We start from the raw sequence: 19,245 nt of genomic DNA on the forward strand, positions 1-19,245 counted from the left end.
AGGCCGGAACTCCTCCACGATCCGGGGGCGGGGTCGTCGAATGCGCCGAGCCAGCGATAGCCGCACTGCACCATTGCCGCCAAGCGAGCACAACCGGAGGCGTTCAGACCACCCAGGCGCCAGACGCGTTTCTCGAGCAAGCATCACATCGATGGGCCCGATGCCAGCAGTGACGGCACCCGCGCATCGATCTCGCCGATCGCGGACGCTGACCAGCCCCGTGCCCAGGAGACTGCCGGGCGCAGGGCCCGCCGCCGGCCTCGACCTGCGCGCCGCCCACCTGCTGCTTCACCACGACCTGGACGCCATGCAGGGACCAGTCTTTCCAGCCCTGGCCGTCCTGGCGGAACAACGCGCCACCATCGGGAATCAAGCGCCTCGACCACTCCTTGATGAGTGGATCCGTGAGCAGCAGCCCAACCGGCCAGCACATGTTGGCTGAGTCGGGGCCCCGTCAAAAGCGGAAGACTGGGCCCGTCTTGGCGTAGAGCTCACAGGCGTTAGGAAAGGTCTTCCGCCAGCCGATCGTCCGGTTCCGCCACATACCGTCCATCGTCGCTGTGACTGGGGCATCCTCTTCGGCGCACCGGCGGCGTGGGTTGCTAGGAAGACGGTCGAAGTCTCCGTCCGCCGCATCGATTGCGGCGCATGCAGCCCCGCCGTACGGGTGTCCCTGCGTCAGACCTGGGCACTGCATGAAAACCGCCTTCAGAGTGGTGCCTCCATGAGCTGTGACGGAGAGGAAGACCGCGTCCGGCCGGGCAGCACCGTAGGCCGGGATGGCTGCGAGAACGAGGCTGGCGCAGAGACCGGCACTGGCGATCAGCAGGGGCGGGCGCATCGGCACTCCAAGCAATCTGTGACTTAAAGTAGTCATAACGCTACCTTAAGCTGCGCTCCTCTGCTTGGTATCCAACCAGTAAGCCTCCTGAGACAAGACCGCCCCTCTTTCGAGGCGCCAATTCCATACAGCCGACGCAAATCCCGTCCCCGCACCGATCCCACGCGATACGAAACCCCTGCTGGACGCATCCGCACACGAACAAGCCCAGCCTCAGCCCCGACAGTCACCAGGGAAGCGACCTTCCCAACAGGGGTTGGAAGGTGCAGCCACCCGGCGAACGGCCCAGGATTCCAACGTCATGAATCATCCAGGGAAGATCAAAACCCGCAGTGCGCCCGTAGAGTCGCAGCTACTCTACGCTCCGTATCGATCAAGAGCATCGGGGAGCAGAACATGCCCGACAATGGTCCGCTACCGCGTGGACGAGTGCGCACCAGGACTCTGCTACTGGGGGGCGGAGCCGTCGCCGTCATAGCCGCCGCGATAGCACTCGGCGGCGCTGGAACATCTCGGCCCGGCAGCCAGCAGGACTCTTCACCTCGAACCGCGGACGCCCTGCGAGACGTCACTGGCCATGATGTCGCTACGTCTTCTCCGCCGTGGCACAAGTCGAGCATCTCAGCCACGTCCCCCGCACCGGTGTCGCTGATCCTCCTCCACGGGAGGACTGGAGAACGAGACGAGGTCAGGGGCGGTGCCAAGCAGATGGGCGCGGCCAGAAACCGGGCACACATCAATGAGCCGCACGACCGCCATCAACGCCTACGCCCACGGCCGCCGGCCGGTCCCGCAACCGACCGCCACGCTCCCCAGCCGGGCCCCCGAGCAAAGCGCACGCCGAGCGATCCACGCCCGCCCTCGCCGGGCACCTCCACAAGCGATAGAAGCCCATCACTGATCGCCATGAAGTGCGACGAGTTGTTCCCACCTCACAAACGAGAGTTTCAGCTGCGCAACATCGCATGCCATCGCCTCCTCGGCTGATCCACCACGCCTATCGACCCAGTCCAACCCCCATGACGACAACAACTCCCCGACAAGAGTGAGCAGCCTGCCGCATCTGGGCGTCTTCGTCCACACCCCGGTACCGAGCACCCGTACTGTTTGGCTGATCCGCCTGAAAGAGAAGGGCGGGGAGGGCACGATGGGTCTCTCACCCGCTGGTCAACTCGTGGAGGAGAAGGTGCAGGACGCCTTGTTCAGCGGCCCGTCCGCCGAGCCGGAACCGATCGTGATGACCCTGTACGCCGAGTATTACGAGCTGATGTGGCAGGGGCTCAAGACGCACGAATTCCGGCGCAGGTTCCTGCGTGACCAGCCGGCGAGGTGGTGGGTGTACCTTAACGCGCCCGTCTCCCGGTTGATGGCAGTCATCGACCTGGGTCCGGCAATCGTGGGCAGCCCGCAGGAGATTGCCGCGATCGCCGAGCGAGTGCGGCCCGGCAACGGGGCCAGCGTGTTGGAGTACGTCCAGGACTTGGAACAGGCGTACGCGATTCCGATTCTGCAGGTGCGCGAGTTCGAGGGCCTGTCGGCGGAGGAGTTGCGCGCACATCTCGGCTCGTGGCACCCGCCGCAGGGCTATCTGCGGCTGCGCAACCCGGGAAACCTGGACATGTTGCGCATCTGCGAGAAGATCGCAGGTGGGGAGCCGATCCGGCAGATGACCGTGCACCATCCGTAAGCTGCCGCACCGCGGCCAGGAGGTGAAGGGCCGATGGCCCGCCGTACGGAAGCACAGGCAGAGCCGTCGCCGCTGCGCCGGGCGCGCCTGGCGCGTAACTGGACGCTGGAAGACGTCGTCGAGCAGATGGACCGGCGCAGCCCAGACGGCCACTCGGGAGTGACACCGAGCATGGTCAGCAGCTGGGAGCTGGGCCGCCACACCACGAGTATCGGCCACCGCAAGACGCTGTGCGAGATCTACCGGCTGCCACCCGAGACATTGTTCGCCCACCAGGACGCCGGGCTGGGCCAGCGGGCGGCACTCCGGCTGCTGGCCGACTACCGCGACCTGCAGCAGGCAATGTTGGCTACCGTCGCAGGAGCGCGCGAGTGCCTGGTGGTGATGGGCTCCAGGTCGCGTGATGTGGACTATCTGCGAGCGATCGAGACGGCGCTGGAGCAGCACCCGGCGCTGATCTACTACCGGGTGCTGTACGGGCCGCCACATCACCAGGTGCTCACCGCACATCTGCTGCGGCTGCTGGAGCTGCGTGATCCCGAAGACCGTAGTCTGGGGGTCAAACGGCTGCATCTGGGGGTTGTGGAGGACCCGATGGCACCCGAACGGTTTTTCGTGGCCAGCGAACGCCAGGCGGTCGTGCCCATCCCCAGCCTGACCTCGCATGAGGCGTTCGACTCCGGCGTGGAGCTGGGTGCGGCCGAGGCACGACGGCTGTTGGACCACGGTCGGCAGGCGTACGCGGCTTCCCGCCGGGTCGAGACACGCCAGCAGGTGAATGACCTGCCGGTGCTGCGAATGCGAGAGGACCGCCCATGAACGCCACCATTCACACGATCGCGCTCCACGGCGCCCACGACGATCATCGGGCGGTGGTGAAGCTGACCCGCGAGCTGGTGCGCATCCCGAGCCGCGGTGGCGTTGACTCCTACGATCCGGTACTGGACTACACCGCGGCGTGGCTGGCCGAACACAACCTGCACCCGCGCCGGCTGACCGAGTCCGGGGCGACGGTCGCGTTGATATGCGAGGTTGCGGGTGCCCACCCTGGCCCCCGCTACGTGCTGGACGCGTGCTTGGACACCGCGCCGTACGGTGACGAGGCGGCCTGGTCGTACCCGCCGGCCTCCGGCGAGATCACCGGTGGGTGGTTGCATGGGCGAGGCAGCGCCGATTCCAAAGCGGGTGCGGCGATCTTCGCGCATGTTCTGGCGAGGCTCCAGCAGGCACGACACGATCTGCATGGCAGTGTGGTGCTGCTGCTGGACGTGGACGAGCACACCGGCAGATTCGGCGGCGCGAAAACCTACTTCGAGGGACCGGCCGCGCCCGACCGTGTAGACGGCGTCATGATCGGTTACCCGGGCATCGACCACCTGGTGATCGGCGGGCGGGGAGTACTGCGCGCCCGCGTGCACGTGCACGGGGTGGCGAGCCATTCCGGTGGCAGCAGGACCACTCCGTCAGCCATCGCCAAGGCCGCCGAACTGGTCAGCGCGCTTGGCCAGGTCCACCTGCCCGCTGGAGACGGGGAAGGATTCCCGCCGGCTGCGAAGCTGACGGTGACTGCGATCCGCGGCGGTGAGGGCTATTCGGTCACGCCGGACCTGTGCACACTCAGTGTCGATATCCGGCTCACCCCGTCCCTGGACGACAGCGCCGCAGAGGATCTGCTGCGCGGCTGCGTGACCCGGGTGGACGCCGGGTGGTCGGGCACCCAGCCGTCCCACGTGGAGATCACCACCCGCTGGCCGCCGTATCGGCTGAACGACGCGTCGCGGCTGAAGGCGGCGATGCTGGAGGCGGCCTCGGCCGCCGGGCTGGCCACCGAAGCGAAGGTGGCCGGCCCATCGAACATCGGCAACTACCTGGCAGGCCTCGGGATCGAGGCTACTGCTGGGTTCGGCGTCGACTACATCGGGCTGCACGGCACCGACGAACGGGTCCGCCTCGACTCAATCCCGCCGGTGCAAGCCGCCTACCATCACGCGCTGCTCACCCTTCTGCGTCCCGCCTGAACTGGGACGACGCGCTCCGCGTCGACAGCTGGCCGACAAGTGGAAGACAAGCGGCCACCAACCGGTGCGCTGGTCGGCCGCCAGGCTCCGGGCGATGGTGCAAGCAACACCACCATCACCTGGGAGGTCGCGTGGAGCATCGTCCCCTTGATCTGACGATCGGGTTCCCGCGTGAAACGGGACCTGAACGTCGCACCATCTGCACGCCCGCGCTCGCCGCCGACCTGGCGGGCGCCGGATTCGGTCTCATCGCCGAGCCCGGTATCGGAGCGGGTGTCGGCATCACCGATGACGCCTACACCGCGGCTGGGGTCCGGCTGGTCGGAGCCGACCGGGTGTGGTCGGCGCCGCTGGTGCTGCGTTACAAGTCGCCCGATCCTGCCGATCTGGCTCGTCTCAGTCCGGGGCAGCACATCGGCGCGCTCTTCCACGCCGAGGGTGACGCCGGCCTGCTGGCCGCTCTGCAGTCGCGCAAGGTGACCGCGTGGAGCTACGAGTTCATGGCCGAGGGCGGCCGCTTCCCGCTCGGCAAGGCTGGCGGGCAGATCGCCGGTATCCAGGCGGTGCTGGCCAGCGCCCAGGCGCTGCAGCACCCGGCCGGGCGCGGCGTCTTGCTCGGTGGCGTGGACGGCGCCGAGGCGGCCCGCGTCGTCGTTATCGGCAGCGGCAACGTGGGTGCTGCCGCTGCTCGCACCGCGGCCGCGCTCGGCGCTCAGGTCGTTGTGCTGGCCAGATGCGAAGCCTCACGCGCCGACTACGAGCGGAGGGCCCCGGCCGGGGTCCGGGTGCTGGTCAACTGCCGTGACGTGCTGCTGGAGCAGTTGAAGGACGCCGACCTGCTGGTGGGCGCGGTCCTGGTCTCCACCTACGACACCTCGCCCATGATCACTGAAGCGGATTTGGGGGTGATGCGGCCCGGCGCGGTCATCGTCGACGCCACCTGCGGCTACGGGCCCGGCTACCTGCCGACCGCAGGGCCGGTCCAGCAACCTGGCGATGAACCCCGCCTGGTGAGAGGCATCCTCCACATCAAGGTCGACACGTGGCCGGCGCTGGTGCCGGCGACTGCAACGGCCGCCTACACCAGCAACGCTGCCCCATACCTGATGAGGCTCGCCCGCGTTGTGCTCCTGGGGAAGGAGGACCCGGTCGTCCAGGCCGCGCAGATCTCCCGCGCCGGGCAGCTGACGCACCCGGTGCTCCTCCAGCACGCCCGCTTCTACGGGATGCAGCCATGACCGCCACCAGCACCGCCCCCACCGTTACGGCCGGTCAGGCGCTGGCCGAGAGGGGTTATGAGGAACGGGCCGCCACCTACGCGGCGGAGATTGCGTCGCTAGCGCCGCCGCGCCTGCTGGACGGGCTCCTGCATACGGGGACGACGGTGGCTGAGATGCCGTCCGGCACAGGCCACTTCCTGCGCGCCTACGCCGCCGCGGGCGCGCGATGCACGGTCCTTGTCGACTCCAACCGGGCCATGCTGGCCACTGCCCGGCCCGCGGTGCGCGGGCAGCACCTGCACACCGTGTGCTCCCCCATCCAGAACGTGCAGCAGGCCCAGACGGGGCCGGTCGGGCTGGTGGTGATCCCGAACGGTGCGCTCAACCAGCTGGCCGCCGACCTCGGGTGTGAAGGCGTGCTGGCCGGGATGAGCCGGGTGCTGGCGCCCGGCGGACTGCTCCTGGCCCAGCTGGTCGACGAGGTGGGCGGCTGCGGCTTCTACGATCCACGGCTGCCGGACGGGAAGTGGACGATCGACCGGCGCATGCGCGGCCTGCACGGAGAAGAGCTCGTGCGGATGCGTCGACAGCGCCGCCACGGCGACCTGGTCAGCATCGACCTCACTCTGACCGCCGCCACCGGAAGCGTGCGATACGACCACCAGGTGCGCATCCGGCTTCTGGGCGCGGACGGGCTGCGCGAGCTGCTGGCCGCCGCCCGCCTCGAGGTCGTACATGAGCTGGATGGCGACGACGACCACCTCACCGAGCTGCTGATGCGTCCCGCCGGGGACGTGCGGTGAACTCGACCGTCGCAGAAGCCAGCCGGTATTGGGACCGCTACTACAACCAGGCGTTCGTGCCAGGTCAGGGCCTGGAAGAGATCCTCGACACCCTGCAAGCTCTGCCACCGGTTCGGACGTGGCTGGACGCCGGCGCGGGGTCGGAGTCGCTGCTGTGGTCGATACCGCTTCGCGCCGAACGGCTCGTCGCCGTCGACATCGACGCCGACCGGCTGGCGCTGCTGCGCGCCTACGCCGCCACCGGCCGGCCCCGCCCCGCCTATCAGACCGTGCTCGACCTCTGCGCCCGCAGCCAGCGGGACTTCGCCGTACGCTGCCAGTCGCTGGCCGCCACCGTGCGCGCCGACTGCCTGACCGGGCCGCTGCCGGTCGCCGACAACAGCGCGGACCTGCTCACTCAGGTTGGGCTGCTCGGCCTGACCTCCACCCCGGCGGCGTTCACGACGGCGTGGAAGCACCTGCACCGAGCGGTCGCGCCGGGCGGCTGGTGCGCGGGCGCCAACTGGGTCGCCGCCGACCCCGCTCCCGGCCGCGTCCTCCTCACCGCCAGCCTCTACCAGCGGGCCTGCACCGCCAGCGGGATCACCCCGCATCTGCTCACCAGGGTCCCCATCAGCGGCGACCCGGACTTCACCGCCGTCTGGATCTACGCAGGGAGGGCATCATGACACGCCAGCACCCCAGCGACAGTCTGATCTTCGCCCCCGTCGGCATCGCGCATCTGACCGGAGACAATACTGACCTTCTGCGCTCGGCCGCCGCCAGCCGCTCGCAGCTGCGCATCACCACCGCCGCCCAGCTCAATGGCGTCCCCCACTTTGGCACCGTCGTGACGATGCTGACCGTGTTCGCCGTCGCCGCCCACGCTTCGCAGGCCCTCAACCTCCCCGCCATAGTGATCTTCGACGCTTTGGAGAACGCCCCGGCGGAGCACATCACCATCGACGATGAGGACTACACCCGCAACGTCGGCGACCTCATCGACGCCGGCCGCCTCGACGCCGGCGACCGCACCGCCGCATTCGAGCGGCTGCTGGCCTGGGCCGCCGATCGATCCGGCATCAGCTACGAGGTCCGCCCCTACGACGCCTACCAGGGACTGCGACCTGTGCGCGAATGCCTGCACCACATCGCCTCCCGTCTGGAGGACTTCCGGCCGATCGTCGCCCCCGCAGACGGGATCGTGCGGATCCGGCCCCGCTGCCCCACCTGCAGGCTGATGCGCAAGTCCGCGAAAGACCTGCAGATCACCGCCCTGTCAGGCGCGGTCCGCCTCGACAGCACCTGCCCGCTCCACGGCCCCTACAGCGAGACCGTGCACCTCGACGGCGGGGGCTGGTACGACGCCAACACGCCCGTCCGCTCCATCCAGAAGGGCTACCTCCTGGCCGCCGAACGCGACATGTACGAGGCGTGCTCGGTATCGGTGGACGGTGCCGACTGGGGCGGCGCCTGGCACGCCCACGTCCTAGCACCTGGCCTGGCCGCGCTCGGCGTCCCACCACCCGCCTGGCCGGTATCGATCTTCACACCGCTCATCGTGGACCGCACCGGCGGAAAACTATCCAAGAGCCTGTACGTAGCGCGCGGAGCCTACGCCGACCTGCCAGCACAGTTCCTGGACCTGAACGTGCTCCTCGACACCCACGGCGAGGACGTCTTCGACGTGGTGTGGACCGAGGTCACCCGGTGGGCCGCCGAACCCCAGCGGCTGCACCGCTCCTACACCGTCGACTACCTGCGCGCGCTGCTGGAAACGGGCTTGTCCGTCCCCTTCGAGCAGACCGGGCAGGCTTCCCGCAGCGCCTGAAACGAGCGCCTCATGACCATGACTCATGTCGTCTACGACATCACCGGCTGCCCTGGACTCGATCAGTTGTCCGGCGACGAGCTGATCGACGCGATGCGGCAGACCGCGCACCGGCTCGGCTGCACACCCCGCACCTCTCTCATCGACCCGTTCGAACCGTTCGGGCACACGTGCGTGCTGGTGCTATCCGAGTCCCACATCACCGTCTCCACGTGGCCCGAGAGCGGCCTGGCGCACGTCGACGTGTTCACCTGCCGGGCACAGGTAGAGCCTGGCGAGGCGATCGGCCCGCTGTTGCGGCTGCTCGGCGGGCAGATCGCCAACACCCGGCAGGTCCCGCGCCTGCCCCCCGACAACGCGCTGCACGCTGCGCAAGCAGGCGAGGCGATCCGATGAGCGTGATAACCGGCGCAGGCATCCTGCGCGAGATCAGCGCCCGTCTGCAGAACACACGCCGTGACAGCGAAGCTGGCGGCTCACCGCCGCTGCTGCCGCCGCTGCTGATGCTCGGCTGCATGGAACGGGTCGGCTCGAACTGGCTGTCCGACAGCCTGCGCCCCCTCATGAGCCAGCACAACGAGCCGCTGCGACAACAGCTCGGACCAGATCACCCGCTGTCGGCGCTCAACACGCACCCGGTCGGGTTAGATACAGCCGATCAGATGCTTACACCGTACGCGCGACACTGGTTGACAGCATTCGCCGTCACCAAGTACACCTCCACCCGTCAGGTGATCAAGGAGACCAATCTGTTCGCTGCGGTTGAGCACGTCCTGACGCTATTCCCCGACGCGCCCGCCGTAGTGCTCACTCGCAACCCGCTCGGCGTCGCTAGCTCCTTCCGGCGCGGCGATCTGTTCACACGCTGGCGCTACCCAGACCGCTATCGGCAGATCGCCGCCGCGGCGGCGGGTACCGGCCTGGCCCACCTTGTGCCTGACGACGATCCGCCCGAGGCGGTGGCCCTCACGCGCCTGCACGTGCTGAACACGCTCTATCTGGCCGCCGCCCTCGACCGCCGCCGCGACGGCCGGCCACTCGCCGTGATCTCCTACGAGGAGGCAGTCCTCGACCCACCGGCGTCCTGGGCCCGGCTGGCTCACATCGTGCCCGAGCTGGACGGCGTACCACGCCGCAACACGACGCCGCCGGGCAGCTGCCAGCCTGTCAGCGACAACACCTTCGCCACCACCACGGCGAAGACCAGCCTCGTCGCCCACCTCGACAGCCGATCCGCCAAACTGGTGGGCGAGACCACAGACCAGACACTCCTCGCGGCCCGGAACGTCTTTTGTGCACCGGTCACAGCGCTGGCCACACGGTGGCTGACGGGAGAAAACCTGTACACGCTGGCCCCACCGCCTGCCCGCCGCCCGCCCGCACCGCGCCCCGGCATCAGCCCGTCCAACACCCCGACTACATACGTAGCTCGTTACGGTCTGTACTGGCGCAACCTGCTGGTATCGAACAGCGAGTTCGCCGCATTCCTCAACGAGCTCGCCGACCACGGCCTCCACAACACCTCCGGCGGCTCCTACCTGCTGTGCTGCGAGATGCCGCACGAGCGCGGCGGCCGCCTGCACCGCGACCCCGTCAGCGGCCGGTGGATGGTCAGCCCCGGTTTCGAGAACCACCCGGCGTACTGGGTGACATGGATCGGCGCCGCCACGTTCGCGGCCCGCCACGGCGCCCGCCTGCCGCAGTTGGCCGAGATGGCTGACCTGATGGCCGGCGCGCAGGCCACCAACACCGACTATGCCGTGGGCGACACCGTGGCGGTCGTTCAGGACGACGTACCGGCTGGTGCCATCCACCACCTGCTCGGCAACGTGCAGGTGTGGTGCGCCAACGGGCCCGATCCGGCCGACGGGCCCATGGGTAGGTGGCTGACCGGGGCCGCGTGGAACACCCCGTCGACGTGGGAGGAGGTTATCCGGTCGCGGCACCGCCACCTTGCGGGCAGCTCTCGCGGCGTCGGCATCCGCCTCATCGCCGATGATCCGGACCGTCCGATGCCGGTCGGCCTGGTGTCCAGGCTGCTGGGCGAATGGATGAACGGGCTGGCCGAGCGCAGCCTGCCCTTGAGCGTGCTCGACGGTCGCCTGGTGGCGGCGTTCACACAGTCACAGGCCGATATTGGACTTGGCGCCCATGTAGGAGCCAGCACCGGGCCATTCAGCCCGAGCCAGCTCGACGAACCGCGGGGAGAAGCCGATCGCCGACAGGTCGGCCAGTGGCACGAACTGGACGCCGCGGATCGGTGTCGTGTCGGCGCCCTCGGCGACCGCGCCCACGCTGCCGCCGACCCGGGTGGCCTCGAACGTCAGGTGCACGACGTGTGTTCCGCCACCGGGCAGGTGGTCGCACACGTACAGGAGCCGGCCGACCTCCACGTCGATGCCGGTCTCCTCGCGCATCTCCCGCACCAGGGCGTCGCCGATGGGCTCGCCCGGCTCGACCTTTCCGCCGGGCAGCGACCAGGAGCGGCCGGTGTCGGTGTCCTGGTCCAGGAGCAGAATCTGGCCGTCCTCGATGACGACGCCCGTGACACGTACCTTCACCCGGGCACCGTACCCCGGCAGGCTGCTGCAGGGGTGGGGAATGGGCGGTCACAGGTGGTGATCGCCGCTGGAGGGCTGGGCACGAGAGTCCACGGATGGGCCCGGTACCTGCCTAAGGAATGGCAGCCAGTGGACGGCCGGCCCGGCATCGTCCACATCCTGAAAGAAATCGCCGACCTCGGCCCTGCCCACGTCGTCATCGTCTACCACCCCTACTACGAGCCGTTCGTCGCCTGGGCCAGCCAGGCCCTGAGCCTCGACGGGCACGATCGCTACCTGCGGTCTGCCGGCCGCGCTATGCGCGGCGACGCCCTGCCCCATGAGGTGATTCTCGAGTGGGTGCCGCAACGTGGTCGTTACGGCGACCTCACGTCCGTCCTCAACGGCGCCGATCACTTCGCCGGTCGGCGGGCATCCAGCGCTGGCGAGCTGTGGGTGGCGTTCGGTGACAATCTGTACCTGGCGTTCAACCCGCTGGCCGCGCTGCGGCAACCCACGGCCGGTGCAGTCGTCCTTGCGCGCCCGTATCAGTCCGAACTGGCCCAGGACCGCGGCGTGATCGCCACCGAGCGCTGTGCCGGCGGCGCCCTGATGGTGGAACTCGTGGAAAAGCCGGGACGGTGCGCCGCGCGAGCGCTGGAAGAACGCTACGGCCCGGACAACCTGATGCTGCTGGAGGGCCGGGCTCGCGTCGACGGCGACTTCATCGACTACGCCCGCATGTACCTGTCCGAACCCAGCGGCGAGCCGAGGCTGTCGCTGGCCCTTGCGGCATACGCCCACAAGCGTCCTGTCCACGTCGTATGCACGACCAGCGAGGTCGTGGACCTCGGCACCCCTACGGCTTGAAGCGGCCGCGGGAAGCAGGACTGCCCGCCGTGGTGGTTTCCGGATTCGAGATCGACAGGCACGCTGGCCAGGACGCCGCGATCGGCGGCGGCGTCCTGCGCCTGCTCCCGACTCAACCCGGCCTACCGACAACAGAGCAGACCAAGGAGGATAGCTGTGACTCCATCACCCGCCGTTTTGCCGCAGCGCATTCTCGGCCGGTGCAGGGTGGATCGTCCAACCATGTACCGCTCGAATATTGAGTTACGCACACTGAGCTGCGGTTAAGCGGCGTGGTGGTATTCGCTGATCGTGCCTGCGGCGACGGGTTTTCGGCGGATGGATCGCAGGTCGCTAAGGTCGGTCACGTCCCAGGCGGGCTTCGCTGCGATGTCCGGAGGACGTTGGTGCCGGAACTGGTGCGGCCGTCCCGATGCTCCCGCGGAGTCAGCAGCCGCAAGGCAAGATCGACCACCGACTGCCGGTTGTGAATCCCGTCGAAGGGTGACCAGACCGTCGCGCGTCAACATCACGGCGGCTCGTACCGGCCCGTCGCTGCGCGTCAGGCTCACGTAGTGGCTGGCGAAAGCCTCGTGGGTTCACCATCATCACCTCCGATACCTGCCGGGCGGGGACTTCGGCTTCAGCGTCCGATAGACCCTCTGGATTGGACAAGTGACAGATTGTCAACTCCCGGAAGCCCGGTTAGCGGCGAGCGACCGTGTTAGGTTCCAGGCACAGCCATCAACGGAGAGAGGTCGCTGCTGATGAATTACCGCCCGCACACGTTTCCTGTGTCGGTGAAGGGCGTGATCGTCCGCGATGGCAAGGTGCTGCTCCTGCGCAACGAACGCGACGAATGGGAACTGCCCGGAGGCAAACTGGAACTCGGCGAAGATCCGCCGGCCCGCCTGGAGCGCGAGATCACCGAGGAAACCGGCTGGGACGCGCGGATCGGGCCAATCTTGGACTCCTGGCAGTACCACATCCGTGACGGCGTCGACGTGCTGATCGTGACGTACGGCGCCACGGTGTCCACCGACAAGCCGCCCGTGCTCAGCCACGAGCACAAACAGGTCGGCCTATTTGCTGAGCATGAGGTGGAGGACCTGCGGATGCCGCAAGGCTACAAGCGGTCGATCGCCGATTGGTTCTCCAGGCTGCGTGATCCAGTGAGGTAGCCCTGATGCTGTGTGCGGCATGCGCGACCGTCGTCAATGACGGATGGGATGCCTCCCGCCTGTGTCCTGCCTGTCACGTCATCAGCGGAGCCCCGCTGCCCAGTCTCGCCTCCGCCGGTTCACCGCTCTGGCTGTGGACATCGCCGTCCGCGAGTCCAGCGCTGGCTTCAGGCAACCTTGCGGTGATCATCAAGGCGTACCGACACGCCGCGCGGATCACTCAGTCCGCTCTGGCTTCGGCGCTGGGCTACGACACGACCTACATCTCGATGCTCGAAAATGGGCGGCGAGTCATCACGGACGTGCCCACCCTTCGACGGGTGGCTCAACATCTGGGACTGCCCCCACATGTGCTCGGCGTTACCGACCCTGCGGATGCCGACTTCATCTCCATGATCAAGTTTGGAGAATCCACTATTCGCCTGGCTTCCGTGGCGCGCGAGTCCGGACATAGCGCTGAGGCCATCAACGAACTGTGGCCTCTCGTATGGCGACTCGAAGCACGGCTCGCCGAAGGACGCGCCGACCGCGCCGCCGCGCAACTCCTCGGACAAGCTCGCGCTATGCTCGGCGTCGCCCTCGGTGACGTTCTTCCTGAGGAAAGCCTCGCAGCCGCTGCGCGCTGGACCGGACGCGCACTCCTCATCGCCCATCGCCTCGACGATGTCGCACTTCTTGCCCGCGCTCTACGCGTCCACGGCAACGAACTACGCAAGATCGGAAAGAAGCCGGCGGCCGCCGCTCGACTGCAACGAGCCGCCGACATCGCTCCGGCCTTCGAACGCGGCGCAGTCCTCATCCCCCTCGCTCGTACGCTCGGCGAACTCGGCAACGTCGAGCAGTTCGACACCGCGATCATTGACCTGCAACGCTTCGTGGACTCCCATCACGGCACGCCACTGGTCAATCCCTTCGTTGTACGGGAAGTGCACCTGCGGGGTTTGCTCGCCACAGGTCGTCTGCACGAGGCGACACGACTTGCCGAAGCAGATATACCAGACGCCTCTGGTGTCGCCCCGCAATGGCAGACGATCGAACGCGTCACCGTCGCCGAAATCTTCCGCGCCACGGGCGACGAAGCCGCGGCCTCCCAAGCACTCATGCAGTCGATTACGACCGCGGAGAACACGCGCCTTCCCCACCAAATCCAGCGCGCCATGCGAGCCGCAAGAGGAGCTCTGCCAGAAATCGAGGAGGCTGGCGCCGCTGCTCTCCAACGCCTGCACCTAACGTTGTCGACGGCCTAACCCCTCTCTCCGGGCCGTCACGGGCCACGCCGGAAATCACCGATGGGCCTGAGCAGCGTCGCCACCGAACAAGCCCCATCTCCCTCGAAGAGCGCTCGCTATTCTTGCGCCAGAAGATCGGCAATCTTAATGGCGCAGCCTCGGACGTCGCGCACGATCTCCCCGCCCCAGAAGGAGATGACGGTCCAGCCGTCGGCGCGCATGGCCTCGCGCTTGACTCGATCGGAAGCCTGACGTTCAGCTGAGTGATGGTGCTTCCAGCCATCGCAGAACACCGCGACCTTGTGTTGGGGCCACGCGAAGTCGGCCACAGTGACCGGCCGCGGCATCCCATCGGAAGATCCTCGGTCCCCCCAAGAGTACTGCGCGTGCCCACGCGGAATTCCGAGCGTCATTAGCGCGATCGCGAGCTGCCGTTCGATCGCCGACCGTGGCCGCCCGAAGAAGCCGTCCGCGTATGTTGGGACCTTCCGGCCCTCCACATCCTCTGCGCCTACGAATCTTCTGAGGAAGTCTGCAGCTACGCTCCGGTTGAGCAAGTCGACTTCGAGCTGGTTGCCATAAGAGCGTAGACAGGCATAACACGAGCGCTCGCAGCCGCAGCCATCAAGTACCGGAACGAGGGCGGCAGCCACCTCGCCGAAGCGCTCGGCAAGCTGTCGGAGATATCCAGCACCACCTGGGACTTCTTCGTAGAGGACTGCCAGTCGCAGGGCTGCGTCCTCGCTCTCTGGGTCGGGCCGGGGCCAGTCGAAGCCAGCCACCTCGTCCTCGCCAGCCTGGAGAACCACCCGGCAGCCGAGGTCTAGGGCTGCTCGCACGCTGGCGAGGAACTCCTCAAGTTGATCCGCCCGGATGTCGAAAACTTCAAGGTCAGGAAGGATCTGCAGGCAGTCGACCCGGCGCTTGACCTGCAACACGCTGGTTTCGAGCTGCGGTCGATTACAGATCGCGTCGTGCAGTTTCGCCCGCTTCTTCTGTGCTTCGGTGGGTTTCGGCCCGGGGAAATCATCGAACCAGAGGCCGCAACTGGTGCAGATGACGAAGCGCTCGTTGTCTCGGTGGTCCTTGGCCACTCGGCCTCGGTTGAGGATCGTCAGGTCCGCACCACGTTCCCAGTGCAGGACCAGACCGGCACGTTCGAACAACCACGTCTCATTGGTGTTCGGTGCGCCAAGGTGATGGGTGACGTCGAAAGGCGTGCGAGAGCGGTGCTCCTCGTCGGCTGTAATGCGCTGGCGGCGGGTCGCCCGCATGGCCCGCATGGGAACGCTCAGATGCGGGTTCAGCTCATCGCTGTTGCATGACTGGCAGTGCGCGTCGACTGAGTCGTTAATTGTGTCGCAGCGTGTGCAGATGTTCACCTGCGGCAGCGCTCCGAGGCCGTCGGCGTTGAGCAGGTTGGACCGGCGGAAGTCCACCTGGTCCACGTGCCAGCGGGCGCCTCGTGCGTAGACCATCTGCCCGGGGGCATAGTCCTTGATCGCCTGTACGGAGTCCTGAGCAAGTTCGGTAGTCTCGCGCTCCAGGAGAAGCGCGGTGGTGTCGGTTGGGAACGCGTACGAGGGCAGGAAGCCCACATTGCCGAGGTAGGAGAGCACATACGCTCGGTTACGGTCACCACGCCGCATGGCATCGAGGCTTGCGCCGATAGTAGCAACGGCCTTTGCCGCCTCGCTGCTGACCTTCGCCGTAGCCTGGATCCACTCCTCCATCAAGCTCTTCTGCTTGACCCGGTACGGTTCCACCGCCTTGTCCAGGTCCGCGACAAAGCCTTCGACGACCGTCCGAGCCCACTCCATCGTCAGCCATGACAGATCCGTCTCTTCCAAGCCGAGCCGGAAGGCGCTGTAGATCCGTTCGGTAATCCGATCCGTGTCGGCCGCCAGCGCCGCCTGCACATCTTCGACGTCCTGAAGCGTTCCCGCTTGGTCTCCCGCAACGAGGTCGCCCATCCAAGTAGGCAAGTCGTGGCCACACAGCTCCAGCGCCATTGCACGGGCGTGCCGCTTGAGTACGCGCTCGTTGTCCAACAGGAATGCCGGCGGTCGGATGGCACCGCGGATCATTTCGACAGGCCTGGCGAAGTAGTAGCTGTCGTGCGGCATGCCGCCAGCGAAGGTGACGATGAGCGCAACTCGTTCCTCACGACGTCCCGCACGTCCAGCCCGTTGGGCGTAGTTGCTGGGCCTGGGCGGCACGTTGCGGAGCATCACCGCAAGGAGTTGGCCAAGGTCGACGCCGAGCTCCAGGGTCATCGTGCATACGAGGACGTTGAGGTCCCCGTCCTTGAAACGGTCCTCGATCTTCTCACGCTGCTCCAGCGGGATCTGTCCGGAGTGCTCCTCTGCCTTGATCACGAGGGGAGCATCGCTCGTGACGAGCTGTCCCTCGTAGTCGTCGGGGTCACCGGTCCATGGCTCGACCCGGCCAACGCAGTTGAAGGTCGTGCACCTGTCCCGTGGCGGCTGCTCCGGCTGTACAGCACGGCAGGCCCGGCACCGGAACAGCGGACCGATCACTGGCCGGACCTCAATCGCCTGCGGCTCAACCTGCCGCAGCAGTACCCGAGCTCGTCCCGTACCAATTACGGTGTCCGCGACCAGCCCTCGCGCCGCGAGAAAGTCGATCGCAGTCTTGATCCCACGCTCGACCTCGTCGCTATCTAGTATCCGTGGGAATGCCGTCTTCACCAGCCGGGCGATCGCTCCCTTCACGCCCATGCTGATCGCGCTCGCGCCCGCGACCTTGACCCCGGTGTCGCCGATGCCGGTGACGGTCATTCCACCGTTGAGGGTCGCCCCGGCTTCTGTAAGCTCCATTTCGACCTTGGCGTCGAGCCGCGCTCGCAACAGTTCATGTGCGACGCCCTTGCGCGTCCTGACCAGGTCAAGGATCCGGGCCAGCAACCACTTCGCGGCGGCTGGATCACTTCCGAGACGAGTCAGCAGAGGGTTCAGATCGGCGTCGGTCAGTGAGTCGATCCCCGGGTAGCCAATGGTGATCGCGCCGAGCCGTTCCAGTGTCGGCGGGCGCCGCTCGTCGCTCGCGATCTCTCCCAGAATGTCCCACTCGCAGACCCGCAGCGCCCGTTGGCGAGCGTCGACGCCGGCGGGATTGCCGTACAGGCCGGTCTCCTGGCCACGGCGGAACACATCCTGGACCAGCCCGTTGAAACTGGCCGCTGGCTGGCCATCGCGCTCACGAGCGGTGACACTTTCGACGATCAAACGCCGGACCTGTACAGCCCGTGCCCGGTCCCGCAAGTATCCAGCTTGAAAGGCCGTGTCCTGACGCGAGTCTGCGAAGATCAGCAGGCGGCGCAGCATCTCGTTGCTGTCTTGCTCACCCAGGCCGCTGTGCAGGCTGAACGCGGCGGCAGTGACGGCGGCCGCCGTTCGGGCGGTGAACTCCTGTACGGCACCGCCGCGCGCCCGAAGATAGCCGCAGACTGGGCAGCGGGTGAGCGGCTTGCCTGGATCGGGGACGGCGACGAACACCTCGCGGGTCGGCGCCCCGCATCCGAGACATGTGGCTCCGTGGGCGTCGTTGCCGCAGACGGTGCAGCGCCGGGCCGGGTGCCAGCGTCGATCCCTAGGCTTCGGCTCCTCGACAGGCTCATCGGTGATCAAACGTCGAGCGACATAGCGCACCGTAGGACCACCCGGCTCGTCAGACTCCAGGTCGTAGTCCTGGCCACAGCCAAGGCAGACCCCGAGCGGGGTGGTCGCCTGCGCCAGACAACTGGCGGCGGAACAGGTGGTCGGGCCGTCAAGGAGCAGGTGCTCGGCCTCGCCGCTGCACCGCACTGGGCTCGGCAAGCTGCGCAGGAACAGATGGACCTTAGCCTCCAGCACGGGTGGCCCCTCGGCCGTGTGACTTCCGGCGCCGAGCAGCAGCCAGCCGGCCACCTCGTCGTGCAGCGCCTCCTTCTCAGCTCCCGTACGCTGGGGGAGTTCCGCCAATGCGGTGACCAGTTCTTGAATGGTCTGCGGCTCGGCTAGCTTCGCCCGGAACAGGTTGAGCATCGGGCTGGTCTCCGGATCGCCCAGTAGAGCCCGCAGCTGACCCGGATCTCCTCCTTGAGCAAGGACAGCCCGCAGCTGTTCGGTGTCCGGGGCTGGGCCGATCGCATCGATGTCAGGGGCTGTGAAGGGGACGGCGGTCTCCTCCACGATGCCGTCGATGTTGAACGGGGAAGCGAACAAGCGACTGGCGAACGATGCCGTGCGCCGCAGATCGGCGTCGTGGTCACCGCCCGCGCTGACGGTAGCAGACAGGCCGACGCAGACCAGTCCGTCGGCGTCTACATGATCGCGGAGTCTTCTCACCAGTCCGGCGATCTCTGTACCAAGCGCGCCCTGATAAGTGTGCACCTCGTCGAGGATCAGGTGACGCAGGACCCCCGAGCCGAACAGTTTCCGGTCGTCGCGCCTGGTCAGGATATATTCGAGCATTGAGTAGTTAGTGAGCAGGATGTCGGGCGGGTTGTCCTGCATCCGCGTCCGCTCATTCATGGCGGTGGCACCCGTGTACACGCCGTACGTCAGGCCCAGTGCCTCGCAGGCAGTCCGCACCCGGTCCTGCTGGTCGTTGACCAGGGCATTCATCGGATACAGAGCAATCGCCTTCACACCGGCGCGGCGCCGGTTTTGGAAGGCGTGGGCCACAACCGGGATCAGGAAAGCTTCTGTCTTGCCGGAGCCAGTACCCGTAGCGACCAGGGTGTTCTGCCCGTTATGGATTCGGGTGATCGCCTCAACCTGGTGGGTGAAGAGCCGCTCTACCCTCGGGAACGCCTTGACGATCTGTGTCGGGAGCCCAACCTTCCCGGCGAGGCCGACGAGGGTTTCGTCAAGCTGGAAGCGCGGCTGGACGGACAGGTACGGCCCGCGCCACAGGAGCGCCTCGTGGTCAACCATCCGTTCCAGCTGTTCGCGGAGCCCGGCGTCGGCGATCGGGTAGGTCGTCCAGGTGAAACGCCGATAGTCATCCCGTAGCCGCTCGGCAAGTTCCAACGGGTTCATCCTGGACTCCTCGTGTGGTCGA

General features: G+C 67.2%; 13 protein-coding genes and 1 pseudogene. 11 read left to right on the forward strand and 3 right to left on the reverse strand.

What is annotated here, in order from left to right; translation table 11 throughout:
• Positions 1-454: 454 nt before the first annotated feature.
• Positions 455-877: an SSI family serine proteinase inhibitor gene (locus tag ACIBQ1_RS36915; protein WP_397284080.1), complete on the reverse strand. Its 423-nt coding sequence runs from the start codon at positions 875-877 to the stop codon at positions 455-457.
• 1,009 nt (positions 878-1,886) lie between these two features.
• On the opposite strand from ACIBQ1_RS36915, the gene ACIBQ1_RS36920 reads away from it, so the two are divergent.
• The 9 genes and pseudogenes from ACIBQ1_RS36920 to ACIBQ1_RS36960 form a co-directional block, all read left to right on the forward strand.
• Positions 1,887-2,528 (forward strand): hypothetical protein, encoded by a 642-nt coding sequence (locus ACIBQ1_RS36920; RefSeq protein WP_397284082.1) that lies wholly within the window; start codon positions 1,887-1,889, stop codon positions 2,526-2,528.
• 33 nt (positions 2,529-2,561) lie between these two features.
• A complete protein-coding gene (locus ACIBQ1_RS36925; RefSeq protein ID WP_397284084.1) occupies positions 2,562-3,347 on the forward strand; it encodes a helix-turn-helix transcriptional regulator in 786 nt (261 codons plus the stop codon).
• Positions 3,344-4,546: a M20 family metallopeptidase gene (locus tag ACIBQ1_RS36930; protein WP_397284086.1), complete on the forward strand. Its 1,203-nt coding sequence runs from the start codon at positions 3,344-3,346 to the stop codon at positions 4,544-4,546. Before ACIBQ1_RS36925 ends, ACIBQ1_RS36930 begins: the two co-directional genes overlap by 4 nt.
• 131 nt (positions 4,547-4,677) lie before the next feature.
• On the forward strand, positions 4,678-5,784 hold the full coding sequence (locus tag ACIBQ1_RS36935; RefSeq protein ID WP_397284088.1) for an NAD(P)-dependent oxidoreductase: 1,107 nt from the start codon (positions 4,678-4,680) through the stop codon (positions 5,782-5,784).
• Positions 5,781-6,569 carry a class I SAM-dependent methyltransferase gene (locus tag ACIBQ1_RS36940; RefSeq protein ID WP_397284090.1) on the forward strand — a complete coding sequence of 263 codons (789 nt, stop codon included), beginning with the start codon at positions 5,781-5,783 and terminating at the stop codon, positions 6,567-6,569. Before ACIBQ1_RS36935 ends, ACIBQ1_RS36940 begins: the two co-directional genes overlap by 4 nt.
• Positions 6,566-7,237, forward strand: coding sequence for a class I SAM-dependent methyltransferase (locus ACIBQ1_RS36945; protein WP_397284092.1), 672 nt, complete (start codon positions 6,566-6,568; stop codon positions 7,235-7,237). Before ACIBQ1_RS36940 ends, ACIBQ1_RS36945 begins: the two co-directional genes overlap by 4 nt.
• On the forward strand, positions 7,234-8,379 hold the full coding sequence (locus ACIBQ1_RS36950; RefSeq protein WP_397284094.1) for a hypothetical protein: 1,146 nt from the start codon (positions 7,234-7,236) through the stop codon (positions 8,377-8,379). Before ACIBQ1_RS36945 ends, ACIBQ1_RS36950 begins: the two co-directional genes overlap by 4 nt.
• Positions 8,380-8,391: 12 nt before the next feature.
• Positions 8,392-8,775: an S-adenosylmethionine decarboxylase family protein gene (locus ACIBQ1_RS36955; RefSeq protein ID WP_397284096.1), complete on the forward strand. Its 384-nt coding sequence runs from the start codon at positions 8,392-8,394 to the stop codon at positions 8,773-8,775.
• A gap of 266 nt (positions 8,776-9,041) precedes the next feature.
• Positions 9,042-10,145 (forward strand): annotated as a pseudogene (locus ACIBQ1_RS36960) (SUMF1/EgtB/PvdO family nonheme iron enzyme); the annotation flags it as partial.
• A 357-nt stretch (positions 10,146-10,502) separates the two neighbouring features.
• On the opposite strand, the gene ACIBQ1_RS36965 reads toward ACIBQ1_RS36960, so the two are convergent.
• Positions 10,503-10,940: an NUDIX domain-containing protein gene (locus tag ACIBQ1_RS36965; RefSeq protein WP_397284219.1), complete on the reverse strand. Its 438-nt coding sequence runs from the start codon at positions 10,938-10,940 to the stop codon at positions 10,503-10,505.
• A 1,628-nt stretch (positions 10,941-12,568) separates the two neighbouring features.
• On the opposite strand from ACIBQ1_RS36965, the gene ACIBQ1_RS36970 reads away from it, so the two are divergent.
• Both ACIBQ1_RS36970 and ACIBQ1_RS36975 read left to right on the forward strand, forming a co-directional pair.
• Positions 12,569-12,949: an NUDIX domain-containing protein gene (locus tag ACIBQ1_RS36970; RefSeq protein ID WP_397284098.1), complete on the forward strand. Its 381-nt coding sequence runs from the start codon at positions 12,569-12,571 to the stop codon at positions 12,947-12,949.
• Between the two features lie 182 nt (positions 12,950-13,131).
• Positions 13,132-14,196 carry a helix-turn-helix domain-containing protein gene (locus ACIBQ1_RS36975; RefSeq protein ID WP_397284100.1) on the forward strand — a complete coding sequence of 355 codons (1,065 nt, stop codon included), beginning with the start codon at positions 13,132-13,134 and terminating at the stop codon, positions 14,194-14,196.
• A gap of 98 nt (positions 14,197-14,294) precedes the next feature.
• Here the strand turns inward: ACIBQ1_RS36975 and ACIBQ1_RS36980 are convergent, their stop codons facing one another.
• Positions 14,295-19,223, reverse strand: coding sequence for a DEAD/DEAH box helicase (locus tag ACIBQ1_RS36980; RefSeq protein ID WP_397284102.1), 4,929 nt, complete (start codon positions 19,221-19,223; stop codon positions 14,295-14,297).
• Positions 19,224-19,245 lie beyond the last annotated feature (22 nt).

This window comes from Nonomuraea sp. NPDC050153 (assembly GCF_044460125.1).
GTDB lineage: Bacteria > Actinomycetota > Actinomycetes > Streptosporangiales > Streptosporangiaceae > Nonomuraea.

Excerpts from the sequence above, each read along its gene's own strand:
- ACIBQ1_RS36930 (WP_397284086.1), top strand. The coding sequence starts at position 3,344 with ATGAACGCCACCATTCACACGATCGCGCTCCACGGCGCCCACGACGAT.
- ACIBQ1_RS36950 (WP_397284094.1), top strand. The coding sequence starts at position 7,234 with ATGACACGCCAGCACCCCAGCGACAGTCTGATCTTCGCCCCCGTCGGC.
- ACIBQ1_RS36940 (WP_397284090.1), top strand. The coding sequence starts at position 5,781 with ATGACCGCCACCAGCACCGCCCCCACCGTTACGGCCGGTCAGGCGCTG.
- ACIBQ1_RS36915 (WP_397284080.1), bottom strand. The coding sequence starts at position 877 with ATGACTACTTTAAGTCACAGATTGCTTGGAGTGCCGATGCGCCCGCCC.
- ACIBQ1_RS36980 (WP_397284102.1), bottom strand. The coding sequence starts at position 19,223 with ATGAACCCGTTGGAACTTGCCGAGCGGCTACGGGATGACTATCGGCGT.
- ACIBQ1_RS36925 (WP_397284084.1), top strand. The coding sequence starts at position 2,562 with ATGGCCCGCCGTACGGAAGCACAGGCAGAGCCGTCGCCGCTGCGCCGG.
- ACIBQ1_RS36955 (WP_397284096.1), top strand. The coding sequence starts at position 8,392 with ATGACCATGACTCATGTCGTCTACGACATCACCGGCTGCCCTGGACTC.